The sequence below is a fragment of the Parasphingorhabdus sp. genome (assembly GCF_965233695.1).
Taxonomy (GTDB): Bacteria; Pseudomonadota; Alphaproteobacteria; order Sphingomonadales; family Sphingomonadaceae; genus Parasphingorhabdus.
Genome location: NZ_OZ247497.1, coordinates 2,474,513 through 2,490,503, shown reverse-complemented (window position 1 = coordinate 2,490,503; position 15,991 = coordinate 2,474,513). Strand labels below are relative to the sequence as shown.

Below are 15,991 nucleotides of genomic sequence, written 5' to 3'. Positions count from 1 at the left end.
TATCGCGATCAAGATGCAATTTCTACCGTCTGATTGTCACGCTCATGATCAAATTCCGGAACCATTATTTTCAGCAATGCAATAGCTTCTGCCGAATCCCGCGATGCTCGAAAACCGTCCAACAGCTTATCCAGTTCAGCTTGATCCAAGTGGCTTTCCCGCGCCATCATGATTCTGTTATGGACCGTTGATCGCGGATCATTGCCAATAATCAATTCTTCATACAGTTTTTCGCCCGGGCGCATGCCGATTTCCAGAATTTCGATATCGCCGTCTGGGTTCGCGTCGCTCCGGACGGTTAGGCCGGACAGTTGAACCATGGTGTTGGCAAGATCCATGATCCGCACGGCTTTACCCATATCGAGTACGAAAACCTCCCCGCCTTTGGCCATACCGCCAGCCTGAATGACAAGCTGCGCTGCTTCCGGTATCGTCATAAAATAGCGGGTGACGTCTCGATGGGTCAGGGTGATCGGGCCGCCCATTTCTATTTGTTGCCGGAAAAGCGGAACCACAGAGCCGCTGGATCCAAGAACATTGCCGAACCGGACCATCGAAAACCTGGTTTCACTTTTCTCAGCAAATGCCTGAATGATCTGCTCGGCACCCCGTTTGGTAGCACCCATTATATTCGTCGGACGAACCGCTTTGTCGGTACTAATCAGGATAAAATCGCTGACCTTGGCCTCATGCGAGGCCTTCGCCAGCTCAAATGTGCCCAATATATTATTTCTGATACCCTCAACCGGATTAGCTTCCACCAGCGGGACGTGCTTGTAGGCAGCGGCATGAAAGATCGTATCCGGTTGCCAATGGGCCAATATTTCTTTCAGACGTTCGCTATCGGTGACAGAGCCTAGAATCGGTGTGATACCAATATTTTCGAGATTATGGCTTTGCGCGTATCTGCGTAGCTCGGTCTCAATCGCATAAAGTGAAAATTCAGAGAGTTCGAGCAGAAGCAGCTTATGGGCTCCCGATTGTAAAATTTGCCTGCAAAGCTCGCTGCCAATGGAACCGCCTGCTCCGGTAACCATGACAGTTTTGCCGACGATCGTCCGCCCCAGAAGCAATTCATTAGGTGCAACCGGCTCGCGCCCCAATAAATCCTCAATGTCCAGCTCGCGAATGTCGTTAAACGACACCTGACCGTCCATAATATCTTTCATGTTGGGTAGTGTCTGGACGTGAACCTTGAATTTTTGAATTTGATCGACAATAGCACGGCGCTTTTTGCGAGAAATCTTTGGCAATGCGAGCAATATATCGGTCACGGCATATTTGCTGATAACATCCGGTAAATCACCGCTCCAAAACACCCGGTCCCCGTCTAGTTTTTGCCCATTCAATCGGCGGTCGTCGTCAACGTAACCACGCAGCCGCATCGCCGGTTCCGAACGCATTGATGATGCGAGTTGCTGTCCGGCGCTGCCCGCACCGTAGATCAGAACCGTTTTAACCTGCCCGCCGAAAAGATTGCGGCCCAATATGTCAACCATGAGGTATCGCGCTGTCACGCGCGAAAAACCTACCATTATGAAGAAGATGATCGGTTGAATTACACCGATAGTGCGCGGCACACCCGCTATTCCTATCATTGAGAAAATGACAATCATAGGAGCCGTATAAATCATGAACGCCCGCGCAAGCGTCTTCATCATCCCGGAGCCCGCATAACGGAAGATCGCGTTATACACGCCGCTGAAATAGAAAACCGGCAGCAATATCAACACAGAAGCGAGGACTACTTTTTGGACAGCCAGATCCCAATAGATCCAGACACCAATCCGCAAAGAGTAAGCAATGATTATTGAAAATATGCAAAGCGATATATCAAGGCTCACAACCGTAAGCTGTTTCTTCCACCGTGTCATGTTGGCAATTTTGGCCAAGGCATTGGTGATCAAGGCGGTTATGGTCTCGATGGTCAAAGCTCCTGGATTGTTCAATACGAACAATATTAATTACTACGCATAATCCGGGTTACTAGCCGCTGCCGTAACATTTTTCCAACATTTTCCCCCGTTTTAGGGAAACTGCTAAATCTTTCAGAAACAGGGCTTAATTTCGATCGATGCTCTTTGTAGACATAAAATCTTTACTCCCCATCGCTAACAAGGGACAGAATGCACCTTAGAAACGCTGGAATTACTTACTCCGCTTGACCAGGAAAGTTGATCAGGCCAGAAGCGCGACCACACGTTCAAATTATCTATAAGCAATAAAATATCGAAGGATCACTATGAAAATTGCAATGATCGGATCCGGTTATGTCGGTTTGGTTTCTGGCGCATGCTTTGCAGATTTTGGCCATGAAGTTATTTGTGTCGACAAGGATCCCAGCAAGATTGACAAACTGAACCAGAATATCATGCCGATTTTTGAACCCGGTCTGGCAAGTTTGGTTGAACGCAATGTCGACAGCGATCGCCTGTCTTTCTCCGGTGATCTGGCACAATCTGTAAAAGACTGCGACGCCGTATTCATCGCTGTCGGCACACCTTCACGGCGCGGCGATGGCCATGCTGACCTCAGCTATGTCTACGCTGCCAGCGAAGAAATTGCTGACGCGATTACCAAGCCGACAGTTATCGTGACCAAATCAACTGTGCCGGTCGGTACAGGCGATGAAGTGGAACTGATAATGTCCAAAAAACTGGCGGCTGATCAATTTGCTGTCGTATCCAATCCCGAATTTCTTCGCGAGGGTGCAGCGATTGACGATTTCAAGCGTCCTGACCGGATTGTCATCGGAGCGGAAACCGAATGGGCCAAAGATGTCATGAGCGAAATATATCGGCCTCTGTTCTTGAACCAGTCGCCAATCCTGTTTACCGGCCGCCGGACGGCAGAATTGATCAAATATGCAGCCAATGCGTTTCTTGCGACAAAAATAACATTTATCAACGAAATAGCAGATTTATGCGAAAAAGTGGGTGCCGACGTTCAGGAAGTCTCGCGCGGCATAGGGCTCGATAACCGCATCGGCTCCAAATTTTTGCATGCAGGGCCTGGTTATGGAGGGAGTTGTTTTCCAAAGGACACTTTGGCGCTTTTGAAAACCGCACAGGACCATGAAAGCCCGGTTCGCATTGTAGAAGCCGTGGTGCAGGTTAATGACCAACGCAAGCGGGCAATGGGCCGTAAAGTCATTCAAGCTCTTGGCGGTGAGGCAAGAGACAAGAAAATTGCGCTGCTTGGGCTCACGTTCAAGCCGAATACTGATGATATGCGGGACGCGCCCGCCATTGCTATTGCTCAAACATTGTTGGATGCTGGCGCGAACGTCAGTGCCTATGATCCGGAGGGGATGGACGCAGCTGCTGAAATCATGCCGAATGTTACAATGACTAAAAATAGCTATGAAGCCGCTTTGGATGCCGATGCAGTTGTGATTGTCACGGAGTGGAATGCGTTCCGTGCGCTGGATCTGGAAAAACTGTCCGCTGCAATGGCAGGCAAAACGCTTGTTGATTTGAGAAATATCTACAATCCGGCCGATGTTATCAAAAGCGGTCTGGAATATAGCAGTATCGGGCGTAGCTGATCATCAGCGGGCAAATATGAAACTAAGACAGAAATCCGTTCCAAAACCTTGGGGGCAAGTGAACCTCCCCAAAATCTTTGGCAGTAAGCAAGACAAGAAAATAGGTGAAATCTGGTTTCAACCTCCAAAGGGGATAAGGCCAAAACTATTGTCTAAATATCTGTTTACAAGCGAAAAACTCTCAATTCAAGTACATCCCAACGACCGACAAGCACGCCGAAAAGGCTTGGCAAGCGGCAAGGAAGAGTGCTGGTATATATTGGCAGCTGAGCCGGATGCCGTTTTGGGAATTGGACTGAAAAAGGAGGTGAGTGCAGCCAAACTGCATGCTGCAGTAGCCTGTAGCCAAATTGAACAACTAATGGACTGGAAATCAGTAAAGCCAGGAGATGTATTCTACATACCTGCTGGTACAATCCATGCGATTGGCCCCGGCATTCAGTTGATCGAAGTCCAACAAAATGCTGACATAACATACCGCCTCTATGATTATGGTCGGGATCGTGAGTTGCATTTGGAGGATGCGCTGGCAGTGGCCGCATTGACGCCCTATGATATGAAAAACTTTCAGGAAGCGGTCGCTGACCAATCTGCCAAGCTCATCAACGGGCCGCATTTCAAGCTTTTCCAAGTCATTGGCAACGACCCGGATATATTGATGGGGACCACAGCCGGAGAATGGCAAGTTCTGCCTCTCAAGGGCAAAGTTACGACCAGAGGTAAAACTGTTTCTGCAGGCCAATGCGGGCTTTGTACCAGGGCTTCAGAGATCGATTTGTCTGCAAATGGTAAGTCCTTAATTGCGTGCAGCATGGATTAAGGCGAATGTTATGAGCGAAAACGATCTGATTACACCGGTCATTCTGTCAGGTGGTTCTGGGACCCGTTTGTGGCCTTTGTCGACAGACGACCATCCCAAACAATTTTTGAACCTGACGGGCCCGTTGAGTATGTTCCAGCTTACTTTCGAGCGCTGTCAGCAAAGCGACCTCTTTGATCTACCCCTCATTGTCGGTGGCAAAAAACACGCAAAGCTCGCCGAAGAGCAATTGAAAGAGATCGGGAGCAGCGTGCAAGCCCACATATTGGAGCCATGTGCCAGAAACACAGCTCCCGCTATTGCGTTAGCAGCTCTCGCCTGCAAAAACCCACAAAGCCTGATGCTGGTCATGCCCAGCGACCATGTCATCAAAGATGTGCAGGCTTTTCAACAAGCAGTGCGACAATCGCAATCTTTGGCAAAGGCGCGCTGGCTGGTGACATTCGGCATTGAACCGCAACGAGCAGAGACCGGTTATGGTTACATCCAGCAGGGTGAGCCCGTGATCGGCAGTGCCAACAGCTTTGCCGCGCAACGTTTTGTCGAAAAGCCAAATCGCGACAATGCCGAAAACATGCTTGCTGAAGGCGGCTACTATTGGAATGCTGGCATATTCTTGTTCCGGGCAGATGCCTATTTGAATGCCCTGGAGGCGCATGCGCCGGAAATGCTTGAAGCTGCCAAAAGAGCAATGGACAAAGCCGATCATGATGATCTGCGAATAATGCCGCATGAAGAGAGCTTTGCCAGCGCACCATCAGATTCGATTGATTATGCTATTATGGAAAAGGCCGAAAAAGTTGCCGTCACCCCCGTCGACCCCGGCTGGTCTGACGTCGGCAGTTGGGATTCCCTATTCGAAATCACGCCGCCTGACGATCAATCCAATGTCACCTTTGGAAATGTTATAGCCATGGAATCGCACAATAATCTCGTTCATTCGGACGGACTTGAAATCACAACTTTTGGCGTGGATGATTTAATCATCATTGCCACTGGTAATCAGGTTGTCGTTCTGCCGAGAGGACAGTCACAAAATGTAAGAAAGATTGTGTCGGAACGAAATAAAACGGTTTAAGCTGCTTTTTCGTCGCTAGGGCTGAGGCCAACCGACTTGCTATGCTCTTTCGATTTGCCGGTCATCCACGTGGGCCAGAGCCGCGCGACCAATAACAAAAATGTTGGTATCAACATAGTATTCCACATGTCTTTATAGCCTTCAGCCTGAAAGACAGCTTGCGACGCTGGGCTGTTTCCAACACGTTGATAGTCCAGATATTCGTTTGCAAGAGCAATCATGAACACGGCCAGCCAGGGCCATATGCTGGCCAGTGATCGCCGGCAAAACAGCGCTAGTCCAAATTGAATAAAGACAGCACCGTAAATGTGCAGTGCATCCCGATCAAAGCCTGTTACGGCTTCCAGCCATATTTTAATTTCTATCCATTGCATAAGCGCCGCTTGGCTGAGTGATCCCTAACCGTCAATGAACAAATCGAGAGGCAATCCAATTATCAGGGATTTTATAGAAAGGGGATGGATGGCTCAATCTAAACACTGTTCCAAAATCTGAAATTTGCAGGGCTTTAGTCTAAAGTGATACAGTCGCTGCCGTCTGACATGCCACTTGGCAATCCGACGCCAACAGAGTATCTCTTGCGATTAGGGAGTTTATGTCAAAACTAGCGCTTGTTCCGGGCCACCAATTCTTGGCGGTTCAGGATGCGATCAGTCTGACTTAATCAGTGAACCGCCTTTGTGAGTCAGATTAGCATGATGGATGAAAAAATGCCGTTAGGGCGGCGGGATATTGTCAAACCATACACATGGTCGACGGCTTCGAGTTTACAATTATTCGGTCTCACTACGCTTTGTATCTTCACTGGCACCCTACTGTTTTATGGATTTTTCTATTCTCCGCACCAAGACTTGGCAGGCAGCGCTCTCTCGGGGCGATTGGCAGTTACGCTCGGCGAATCCTTTGGTAACTACAGTATCTATTTTCCGCCGGTTGAAAAATTCTGGTTCTCGCTGGCCGCTCACCTTAGTGAATTGACTGGTTTGCGGCTAGACATAGTGGTTGTTGCGATGACCAACATAATGGTGCTCGTCGGAGCGGGACTCGGGTACCGGATTCGATGTGCAACCGTTGGTGCCTCGCCGCTCTTTCTCATTTTGTCGGTACTCTTCTTTGTTATTCTGCCAATCCTGTTCAAAAATGTTTTCGGACTGCGCGAACATCTTGTTGCTTTAGGGCTCTGGCCATATCTCGTTCTCCGGCTTTCAAACCCGGACGTTGAAAAGGTTGGTTGGCGGCTAAGGACGCTATTGGGCCTATGGATGGGCACGATGCTTCTTTTCAAATATGTCTACAGCCTCGTCGTTCTCCTGGTGGAGCTTGTCGACACTCTGATGAAACGCCACCCCCTCCTGCTCTTACGGACCGAGAACCTCATCGCAGGCACAATAGTCTTCCTCTATCTGTTCTTCTGGCTTGGCATAGACCCAGCTCAGCGGGAGGCAATTGGCGCCATGAGAAGCGCCATTGACGCGAACCTTCTTGAACGGAGCGAAAGCTTGTCAAAGATGGTTGCGAACTTAATGCCTGCAATCCTCCTTCTCGTCGCTTCGTGGTATTTTAGAGTTTCGAAACGATTGACCGCAATCGCCCTTGCCATTGTAATCGCAACAGTTTTTGCTGCCTGGTCACAGGGACGTTGGTACACTCATCACCTGCTTCCTGTCACTATGGCCTATTTTCTATGGTGGTGGATCGCAGCACAGCAATTTCGTTGGCATGTCAATATAGCTGTTGCGCTTCTCGTAATTTTGCCAGTAGCAGCCCAATTTCTGAGTACCCAAGTCTATCAGCAGCAAACCTCAGAATTGGAACAGGCGCTTGAAGCTGACGGACGATCAGTGACGGGCGAGCGGGTGGCGATCTTGACCATGCACCCCTCGCCATACAATCAGTATCTTGCTTCTCACAATGCGCTGCGCTGGAATCCGATGATGAACAATGCTTATGTAAGTGCAGAGCTTAAACCGTTCGACAATAAGGAAATGGCACGGACCCCACCTCCCGTAAAACTAGATGATCAAGGTCGAAGGATGCTGCACGACCAAATGCTGCGGCTTTGGGAAGACATGCCGCCCGATGTGCTAATTCTGGATCGGACCCATCGCTGGCCGTTGCGTTACATCAACGTTGATTGGCAGCAGGTGTTTTCAGAAGATCCCAGATTTCTGGCCATCCTCAAAAATTACCGCCCCGTGACAACCTATGACGGGAAGCGGATCAGATTTACCTATTATGTCCGAACCGATTAAAGTAGCGATCCGAGCCGATGCGGGCCCATTAGTCGGGACTGGTCACTTTGCCCGTACTGCTGCGGTTGCCGATATATTGTCGACTGGCGGTGACACCGAGATGGTGCTGCTAACCAATGCAGAGGGCGCTGCGCTTGCTGACCGTTACTTCCCAGCAGACACAAGGGTGGTATCGCTGGCGCAGAATGAATGCCGTCCTGAGGAAGCGATGCGCGCGCTGAACAAATATGAGTGGGTGCCGGATGTGGTCATTCTCGACCAATATGGATCGGTTCAGGAGTGGGAAACATTAGCGGCCAGCACCGGCACACGGCTAATGGTGTTCGACGATTTCGATATAGCGACACGAGCGGATATTATCGTTCGTCCACATCGCGGGCGCGTATCTGGGCGAGAAACAAACGTTCTTCGCGGCCCTGCTTATCTACCCTTGTCCCGCCATATCACCAAATTGGCCCAAAGCCCCTCGCAAAATAGGAGTTCGCGCCTAAGGCTAAATATCTGCTTCGGCGGCAGTGATCCTACCGGCGAGACGGAAAAGGCGCTTGAGGCCATTGCTGATCTGGAAGCGCTTGACGTTGACGTAGTCATTGGACCGGGCGCAAAGATAGCTCCACTTCTCATCGAGGCAGCGGAGCAAATGCCGCATGTTACTCTGTACCGCGCTCCAAACCAAAAACAGCTGGCGGAGCTGATATTTGCGGCCGACCTCGCACTTGGGGCGGGGGGAGTGATGCTTTGGGAGAGACTTTGTCTCGGCGTCCCCTCTCTGGTGATCTCAATTGCCCAGAACCAGCAGGCGCAGATTGACGCGATGATCAATGCTGGTGCGATCCGGTTTCTAGGTGAACATGACCGAGTGACGCCGGCGACAATCGCGTGCGCTGTCAATGCGCTGGCCACTGACAAAGCCGGGTGCAAAGCGATTGCAGAAGCTGGGCGGAATCTGGTCGATGGTCGGGGTGCATCCCGTCTTGTATCGTGGATACGAGCGCTGGCTCTCGCTATCCGCGAAGTAAAAACGGACGACGCTAGTGATTTGCTGAATTGGCGCACAGACGACCGTAATTGGCAACATAATTTTGCGAATTCCGAGAAACCCGACTTCGATGCGCATATGGGCTGGTTCTCCAAGAAGCTTGCCGATCCTAACTGCGTCTTTCGCATAGCAATGCGCGGAACCAATCCGGTTGGTGTGGTCCGGTTCGATATCAACAGCGACGACAATTCAGCCTATCTTTCCATTTATCTGGTGCCGGAATGGCACGGACGCAAAATGGGTTTGCCGGTATATTTAGCCGCCGAACGCGAGCTCCGCCGCTGCCGCCCCAACGTCGACAAGATCATCAGCCGGATACACAGTGCCAACACAGCCTCTGAACGCTTGCATCGCGATGCCGGCTTCGAAGTTTCTGTATCAAGAGATCGGGCGGATTGGCTTGATGCATGGAAGCTGCTGGATTGACGCTTCGTCCTGTTCAGGAAGCAACGTCATCAAGTTGCTCAAAATATTTTGCCGCGATGCCAATAACGTCCGCTTTCGGATCAGCAAGTTCGGGATGCGTATTAAACAATGCAACTAACCTGTCATAATCCTCTGCAGTGTCCAATGTGATACGCAAATGCGCCAGCGGCGATGCACAGCTGTATCCAGCAAGCCGGAACTGGTCGGGGTTACGATAGAAATGCGCCGTGACATGCTCTCGGTCATAGGGATCAGTCGCGCTTTCTGCGATGCCGAGCAGACTATCCGCTCGCATAACCTCACAATCCAGCCCTACTGGAAATGTCCGATCGGGCCAGTTGGTGGACATATAGTCCATATTTGCCGGATCAAATGCGCCCAGCATGTCATCAAGGATGTGGGGAGAGAAAAGAGGGCAATCGCTAGTTACCCGTACAACAATTTCAGCGTCAGAGGCACGAGCAGCGGAGGCGTAGCGTGACAAGACATCGGTTTCGGATCCTCGAATGCACATCCATCCGCGTGACTCGCAGTGGCTTGCGATGGGATCGTCCCCCGGCAAATCCGAGGTAGCAACAACCACGTCATCAATCCGGCTTGCTGCTTTAACCCGGGTAACCACGTGGTCGAGCACAGGCTGCCCAGCGAGGGTCTTCAGAACTTTACCCGGTAGGCGCGATGAGCCCATACGCGCCTGCACGATGGCAATGCTACGCATATGCAAGCGTGTCCGAAATTGCGGTAGACACGAAATCCTGCTCTTCATCGGTCATGACAGGATAGATCGGCAAGCTGAGGCAGGTATCATAGTAATCCTCTGCCTCCGGAAAATCTCCGGCAGTGAAGCCTAATGATCGGTAATAAGGCTGAGTGTGAATAGGGATATAGTGCACATGCGCCTCAATCCCGCGTTCACGTAGCGCATCGAACATCGCCTTGCGAGTGACATTGGTGCGAGCCCGATCAAGCCGGACAACATAGAGGTGCCAAGACGATCTGTCAGTCGCCAGCGGCAAATGCAGCGGCAGGCCTGAGAGCAACTCCTCGTATCGCTTTGCGCGGTTGCGACGCGCCGTCATAAGCGTATCAATTTTGCGCATCTGGCTAAGGCCGAGCGCTGCCTGAATATCAGAAATACGATAATTGAAGCCAAGTTCATGCTGCTCATAATACCAACCGCCGTCGTCTGGACGGGCATCAGTCATCAAGGCTGGGTCCTTGGTAACACCATGGCTTCGCAAAATTGCTAGCTTGTTGGCGATATCTTCGGAATTGGTTGTGATCATACCGCCCTCACCCGTCGTAATCGACTTGAGCGGGTGAAAGCTGAACGTAGCCGCCGCACTCAGCGGATGACTGCCCACCATCTGGTTTGGTCTATCTTCATATGCAGCGCCAAACGCATGGGCTGCGTCCTCTACCAATGTGACGCCATGTTCTACGCAAAGCGCAGCAACTCGGTCAAAGCCATGGGTGTGTCCGGCAAAATGAACAGCAATCAGAATATCGGGTTTGCGCCCCGATGCTGAAGCTGCAAGTAATTTGCTTTCCAACACATCCGGGTCAATTGAACCGGTCTGCGGATCGATATCGACAAAGTCTACATCCGCGCCAAGATAGCGTCCGGCATTAGCCGATGCGACGAAACTATTGGGCGATGTCCAGAGAAGGTCCCCAGCCCCAAGCCCCAGAGCTATACAGACAAGGTGCAATGCCGCAGTGCCATTCGACACCGCCACTGCATGCCCGGTACCAAGATAAGCCGACGCGGCTTCCTCAAAAGCAAGTGTTTGCGGCCCTTGCGTCAAGAAATCAGATCGCAGGCATTCGGATACCGCCGCAATATCATCTTCGTCGATTGTCTGGCAGCTATAGGGGATGCGGCTTCGCATGCGTCCTCCAAAAAATTTAGATCAGGCGTTAAATGGCATTGCGCTTTCGATTAACTTGCGCAGCTCCTCTGCAGAGAGATAATCGTCATTATGGTAGGAATCATAGCTGAAATCACCTTCGACCAGCTTGCCTTTCTCGCCGTTCGCCGCCGTCAAATAATCAACATCGATACGGTTGAATTTGAAAGAGGGCTTAATGACATAATGATTTTCATACTCGACCGTTTGCCAAGCCGTGTCAGGAAGGCATAACACCTCGTGCAACTTTTCGCCTGGACGGATACCCACCACCTTTTGCGGCATATCGGGTGCGATGGCCTCTGCCATGGTACCGATGGTTGCAGAAGGAATACGCGGAATGAAGGTTTCCCCGCCCCACATCCGAGCAGCGCAATCAATCACAAATTCGACGCTTTGCTGCAGCGTTAGCAAGAACCGGGTCATCGCCAGATCGGTGATGGGAAATTCTGTTGCCCCTTCGGCTAGCAGTCTTTGAAACAGCGGAATAACCGAACCGCGCGAACCGATCACGTTGCCGTATCGCACAACCGACAGGCGTGTATCACGGCTACCAGCAGTATTGTTGGCTGAAATCGCTATTTTTTCAGCCGTCAATTTCGTTGCGCCATAAAGGTTCACCGGTGCCGCGGCCTTGTCGGTGGAAAGGGCAATGACCTTCTCGACATTATTAGCCAGGGCTGCTTCGACCACATTTTCGGTACCAAGAATATTGGTCTTGATCGCTTCGGCAGGGTTATATTCGAGCGCAGGTACCTGCTTCAATGCCGCAGCATGAACGACAATATCCACGTCTTCCATCGCTTGCATCATCCGATTGCGATCACGGATATCGCCAAGGAAATAGCGCAGCGCAGGATCGTCATAATTCTCCTGCATCACCGATTGTTTAAACTCGTCGCGAGAAAAAACAATTACGCGGCGCGCATTATAACGCTCAAGGATCGTCTCGATAAAGCGACGCCCAAAAGATCCGGTCCCGCCCGTAACGAGAATACTTTTATTATCAAACAACAGACTTAACTCCCTCTTGAGGTTTAATGTGGCGTACAATTACGATCATTCCACTGATCAGGAAAACTGCGCCGAAAGAAACTACTGTGCCGAGCATAATGCCCCGGATACCCATGGCCGGAGCCCATAGAATACTTAGCCAAATATTCAAAGCGATAGTCAACATGCTGCAGAGCGACATGACCCTGATATCTTTGTCGAAATGCAGGAATTTCATGTTGTGCATAAAGAAGCCCTGCAGGACAATTGCGACCATGATATATTGCAAGAGTGGGATCGCGCTATGGAATGCCTCGCCCAGCAAAACTGGAGCGACGTACAATGAGATGAGATAGAAACAGAAGGCTGCGATCGATGCCAACAGAAAATACAGCAATGAAACCGAAATGACCTCGCGCAGACCATCAGAAGGCGCCGCTTTAAGTTTCCGGAAAAGCCAGGGAGTCCAAGCCAAGACAAAGCTGTGATTAATGACCCAGAAAGCCGATGCGAATAGAGCAGCTACGCCGTACATGGCGCTGGCAGAGACCCCGAGATAATGAGCTGCCACCACTTTGTCGGTCATCGCAACCGCCATGATCACCATCCCCGATGGCCAATATACCACCCCAAATTTCGCTATATCGCGATAGAAAGACCGTTGCGGCAATCGAAAGAAAAATGACGGACCATAGCCCAATGCCCGGAGCGAAATTAGAATCGCAGCCGTCATTCCAAGAATTCTCCCAAGGATTACGCCGCGCCAATCCCAGCCACCAAGCAGGAACGCCGAAATCAAAGCAATGCTCAGTACCGCCTGCACGACCTGCGTAATAAGAAACGCCTTACGACGGTTGTGAAACTGATGCAGCGCAAGAGCCGTATAAAAAACTTCGAAAAGCAGCGCCGCGACCACGACAGTGACAAGCCAATTGGCAGGAAACTTTGCCAATGCCGACAGGACATCCCGGAAGATAAATGTCAATCCGGAAACCCCAACGGCCATCATGATCATGACAAACAGCGCAGTATGCGTAAACTGGTCGAGCTGCTTCTGATCAAAATCGTAGAATCGCATGCGAATAGCATCCTGCGTAGTTAACCCGACTATCGGGCGCAGGAAGGTCGCGTAGGTGATGAAGAGCACCCAAATCCCATATTCAGAAGGCGCCAATATCCGCGTGAGAATAGGAGCAAGCAATAGTGGCACGAGGGCTTCTATGCTGTTGGCGATTGCGTAGAAAAGCGACTGCAGCGCCAGAAAGCTCTTTCCGGTCAAATCCGACAGTCTTTGTTTGATCTGCATCATCCCGCTTATTCGCTCATCATTCTTAACCCGGTCCATGGTTAACAGCCCCTAAACCCAATTTATTAACAATTACCTGCAATATGTCGTTCAGTCCGCAAAATTAGGAATGCGGCGTGAATGTTAGAAACAATTGCAGGGAACAAGATGGAACGACCCGACACATTTGGTTTGGCACTGAACGAGACAGCATATAATACCGATGTCGAGGACGATATTGCTGCCGCTGTTCAGGCGGTAGTTGACGCCGATTTCAAAGTCGATCCTGAAACAAATGTCCCAAAACCGCGCGATAACTACAATCTCTCCGTAGCGTTGGGTATCATTCGCCGGATGGAAACATCTGAGGCACGCAGTAACGTCTTTGCGGAAATAAAGAATAAAAACCCGGTCTATCGGATGATTGATGCGCTTTATGCCGCAGCCGGTTCTCGCGTGATGCAGCCGCTAGTCTTGTTTGCCTATATGCTCAAATGTGTCCTTTCGATTGGGCCATTTGACTATGATGATCAGGAAGCCGTTGCCATCTCCAATTTTCACAATGAAACCAACGCGATCGCTCGGCTGGTGTCATTGCTACCCGGTGCAAGCATTATGCAGCTGTCCTTAAAACGGGATCATATGTTCCGGCGCGACCAATTCCGCACCACCCTAAGCATGATTGGTGCTGCAACACGGCTGTTTCCGTATTTGTCCCGCCTCGCGCGGTCCTATGGATTTATGCCTTCAGCCCGTATCGCCAGCGGTCTTGCATTTTACATGCGCTTTTCTGAACTTTTCGCGCGCCATCCCAAATTGGGCACAGCCATTGTCGCCAGCAACTACAGTCCAGAGGCGCTGGGTATGGCCGCCGCTGCACACGAGATGGGCCGCAAGGTAATTTACATCAACCACGCTCCGGTACCGGCAAACGGTGCGACTGTACCCCCGGTACTAGCCGACTGCGCTGTTTTTTATGGTGATGCCATTCGGAAAACCTATGAAAGCGCCAGCCGCTGCAATGCAGACATCGCGCTGATCGGTCAGCCAGGAACCACTCGCCCGATGATTTGGCGCGACAAGATCAATAAAATCGGAATTTTTCTGACAGCACTGACTTCTGCCGATGAGGTTGAAAATCTGGTGTCCGCCATAAATGATAGCAACCCTGATGTGCGGATTCTGATCCGCAATCATCCGGTCGCGCTATTAAAGTCAGACTTTTCAAGCCTGGCAACAAAGCACAAAAATGTCGAAATCACTATCGGCACTCCGCTTGACGACGAGATCGAGGCCTGCGACCTGATCATTTGCGGCAATAGCGGTGTGGCAATGAACGTACTGCGTGGCGGCCGGCCCGTGGCCTATATCGACTCACTCGATCGGCTCAACCATGACTATTGCGGGTTTGTTCAGGACAGGCTCGTCTGCGAAGTGAAGAACTGGAGCGATGATCTTTATCCGATGCTAAAGGCCTTCTACACTAGCCCTGTCTGGCGGAATGTGATGCAGAGCTACGACGCATCATATAATGCTGATGCCACAGAGCTGAAACAAAAAGCGGCCCAGAAAATCCGGCGTTACATTAGCCCCCAACAAGCTCAAGGCTGAGCGGGGTCCCGCGCTCTATTGTGCGCGCAGCGGTTTTTCCGAGAACCGAAGAAAAATGCTCTGTCTGCAGGCCCAATCCAGGGCGGATGCATCTGATATTTTCACGGGTAAAGGTTTCACCTTCGGCAATATCCGCCACGACATATATTGAGCGCCGAAATTGCAACGATTGGGCCTCGTTATCGCTAGCCGCACCAAATTTCGCTTCACCCAGTGCATCCCAGGCATCATTGATCGCGTCGACATAATCGCGCAATCCCTCTGGCGTGACAGAAAATGCCGCATCAACCGAAGTCTCGTCGCCAGACAACTTAAAGTGCTTTTCAAAGACGCAGGCCCCCAAGGCCACGGCAGCAATCGCGGCAGTGCTGCCGATAGTATGGTCTGACAGGCCAATTTGACAGTTGGGAAAAGCTTCTTTCAGGGCTGGAATTCGCCTTAGATTACTGTCAGCCACAGAAGCCGGATAGCTGCTGGTGCATGCGAGCAGACATATGGGGCCAGATTCAGCTTTGGTCAGGGTCTGAACGGATTTCTGGATTTCATCCATGGATGCCAATCCGCAAGATACAATCACGGGCTTTTTTGTATCGGCGACTTTCTCAAGCAACGGAATAAATGTGTGTTCGAACGATGCGACCTTATAACAAGGCGGGTCCAGCGTCTCGAGAAAATCTATCGCAGATTCATCAAACCCGCTTGAAAAAGCATGGATGCCGCGCCGCTGCGCCTCTTCGAACAATGGGGCATGCCAATCCCAAGGGGTGTGGGCTTCATCGTAAAGATCATAAAGCGTGCGCCCGTTCCACAAGCTTTCGGCGTTATCGATGCGAAATTCTGGCCTGTCGCACTCGATAGTCATGGTATCGGCAGTATAGGTCTGAAACTTGACCGCGCTAGCGCCGGCATCTGCAGCGGCAGCAACCAGATCCATTGCCTGGTTCAATTCCCCACCATGATTGGCCGATACTTCAGCGATGATATAGGGCCGCTCGGCTGGCGAGATGGTTTGGTCTAAAATCTTCATCGA

At 50.9% G+C, this 15,991-nt stretch carries 13 protein-coding genes; 6 read left to right on the top strand and 7 right to left on the bottom strand.

The annotated features are described in order from the left end of the window. Positions 1-8 precede the first annotated feature (8 nt). Complete coding sequence (locus tag ACO6S1_RS11875) at positions 9-1,931, bottom strand: polysaccharide biosynthesis protein (RefSeq protein WP_422342908.1); 1,923 nt, start codon at positions 1,929-1,931, stop codon at positions 9-11. Positions 1,932-2,242: 311 nt separating this feature from the next. Between ACO6S1_RS11875 and ACO6S1_RS11870 the strand changes: the two genes are divergently transcribed. The 3 genes from ACO6S1_RS11870 to ACO6S1_RS11860 are packed head-to-tail and all read left to right on the top strand — an operon-like array spanning position 2,243 to position 5,445. Continuing rightward, complete coding sequence (locus ACO6S1_RS11870; protein ID WP_422342907.1) at positions 2,243-3,547, top strand: UDP-glucose dehydrogenase family protein; 1,305 nt, start codon at positions 2,243-2,245, stop codon at positions 3,545-3,547. 16 nt (positions 3,548-3,563) lie between these two features. Further along, the gene (locus ACO6S1_RS11865) at positions 3,564-4,367 is read left to right on the top strand and encodes a class I mannose-6-phosphate isomerase (RefSeq protein WP_422342906.1); all 804 of its coding nucleotides are present in this window, start codon (positions 3,564-3,566) and stop codon (positions 4,365-4,367) included. Positions 4,368-4,377: 10 nt separating this feature from the next. Continuing rightward, the gene (locus ACO6S1_RS11860) at positions 4,378-5,445 is read left to right on the top strand and encodes a mannose-1-phosphate guanylyltransferase/mannose-6-phosphate isomerase (RefSeq protein ID WP_422342905.1); all 1,068 of its coding nucleotides are present in this window, start codon (positions 4,378-4,380) and stop codon (positions 5,443-5,445) included. On the opposite strand, the gene ACO6S1_RS11855 is transcribed toward ACO6S1_RS11860, so the two are convergent. After that, entirely contained in the window at positions 5,442-5,819 is a 378-nt protein-coding gene (locus ACO6S1_RS11855; RefSeq protein ID WP_422342904.1) for a hypothetical protein, read from the bottom strand. The two genes, ACO6S1_RS11860 and ACO6S1_RS11855, sit on opposite strands and share 4 nt — an antisense overlap. Before the next feature lie 321 nt (positions 5,820-6,140). Here ACO6S1_RS11855 and ACO6S1_RS11850 point away from each other — a divergent pair, with 321 nt between their 5' ends. Beyond that, positions 6,141-7,697 carry a hypothetical protein gene (locus tag ACO6S1_RS11850; RefSeq protein ID WP_422342903.1) on the top strand — a complete coding sequence of 519 codons (1,557 nt, stop codon included), beginning with the start codon at positions 6,141-6,143 and terminating at the stop codon, positions 7,695-7,697. Then, positions 7,681-9,162, top strand: a complete 1,482-nt coding sequence (locus ACO6S1_RS11845; protein ID WP_422342902.1) for a GNAT family N-acetyltransferase — start codon at positions 7,681-7,683, stop codon at positions 9,160-9,162. Before ACO6S1_RS11850 ends, ACO6S1_RS11845 begins: the two co-directional genes overlap by 17 nt. Positions 9,163-9,175: 13 nt before the next feature. Here ACO6S1_RS11845 and ACO6S1_RS11840 read toward each other — a convergent pair whose 3' ends face one another. The 4 genes from ACO6S1_RS11840 to ACO6S1_RS11825 are packed head-to-tail and all read right to left on the bottom strand — an operon-like array spanning position 9,176 to position 13,410. After that, on the bottom strand, positions 9,176-9,880 hold the full coding sequence (locus ACO6S1_RS11840) for a cytidylyltransferase domain-containing protein (RefSeq protein ID WP_422342901.1): 705 nt from the start codon (positions 9,878-9,880) through the stop codon (positions 9,176-9,178). Further along, a complete protein-coding gene (pseC, locus tag ACO6S1_RS11835; RefSeq protein WP_422342900.1) occupies positions 9,873-11,054 on the bottom strand; it encodes a UDP-4-amino-4,6-dideoxy-N-acetyl-beta-L-altrosamine transaminase in 1,182 nt (393 codons plus the stop codon). The genes ACO6S1_RS11840 and pseC overlap by 8 nt, the downstream gene beginning before the upstream one ends. Positions 11,055-11,075: 21 nt before the next feature. Next, positions 11,076-12,086 carry a UDP-N-acetylglucosamine 4,6-dehydratase (inverting) gene (gene pseB / locus ACO6S1_RS11830; protein ID WP_422342899.1) on the bottom strand — a complete coding sequence of 337 codons (1,011 nt, stop codon included), beginning with the start codon at positions 12,084-12,086 and terminating at the stop codon, positions 11,076-11,078. Continuing rightward, positions 12,079-13,410: a lipopolysaccharide biosynthesis protein gene (locus tag ACO6S1_RS11825; RefSeq protein WP_422342898.1), complete on the bottom strand. Its 1,332-nt coding sequence runs from the start codon at positions 13,408-13,410 to the stop codon at positions 12,079-12,081. Before ACO6S1_RS11825 ends, pseB begins: the two co-directional genes overlap by 8 nt. Before the next feature lie 81 nt (positions 13,411-13,491). Here ACO6S1_RS11825 and ACO6S1_RS11820 point away from each other — a divergent pair, with 81 nt between their 5' ends. Then, positions 13,492-14,961, top strand: coding sequence for a hypothetical protein (locus tag ACO6S1_RS11820; RefSeq protein ID WP_422342897.1), 1,470 nt, complete (start codon positions 13,492-13,494; stop codon positions 14,959-14,961). On the opposite strand, the gene pseI is transcribed toward ACO6S1_RS11820, so the two are convergent. Further along, the gene (gene pseI, locus ACO6S1_RS11815; RefSeq protein ID WP_422342896.1) at positions 14,936-15,988 is read right to left on the bottom strand and encodes a pseudaminic acid synthase; all 1,053 of its coding nucleotides are present in this window, start codon (positions 15,986-15,988) and stop codon (positions 14,936-14,938) included. The two genes, ACO6S1_RS11820 and pseI, sit on opposite strands and share 26 nt — an antisense overlap. Positions 15,989-15,991: the final 3 nt, after the last annotated feature.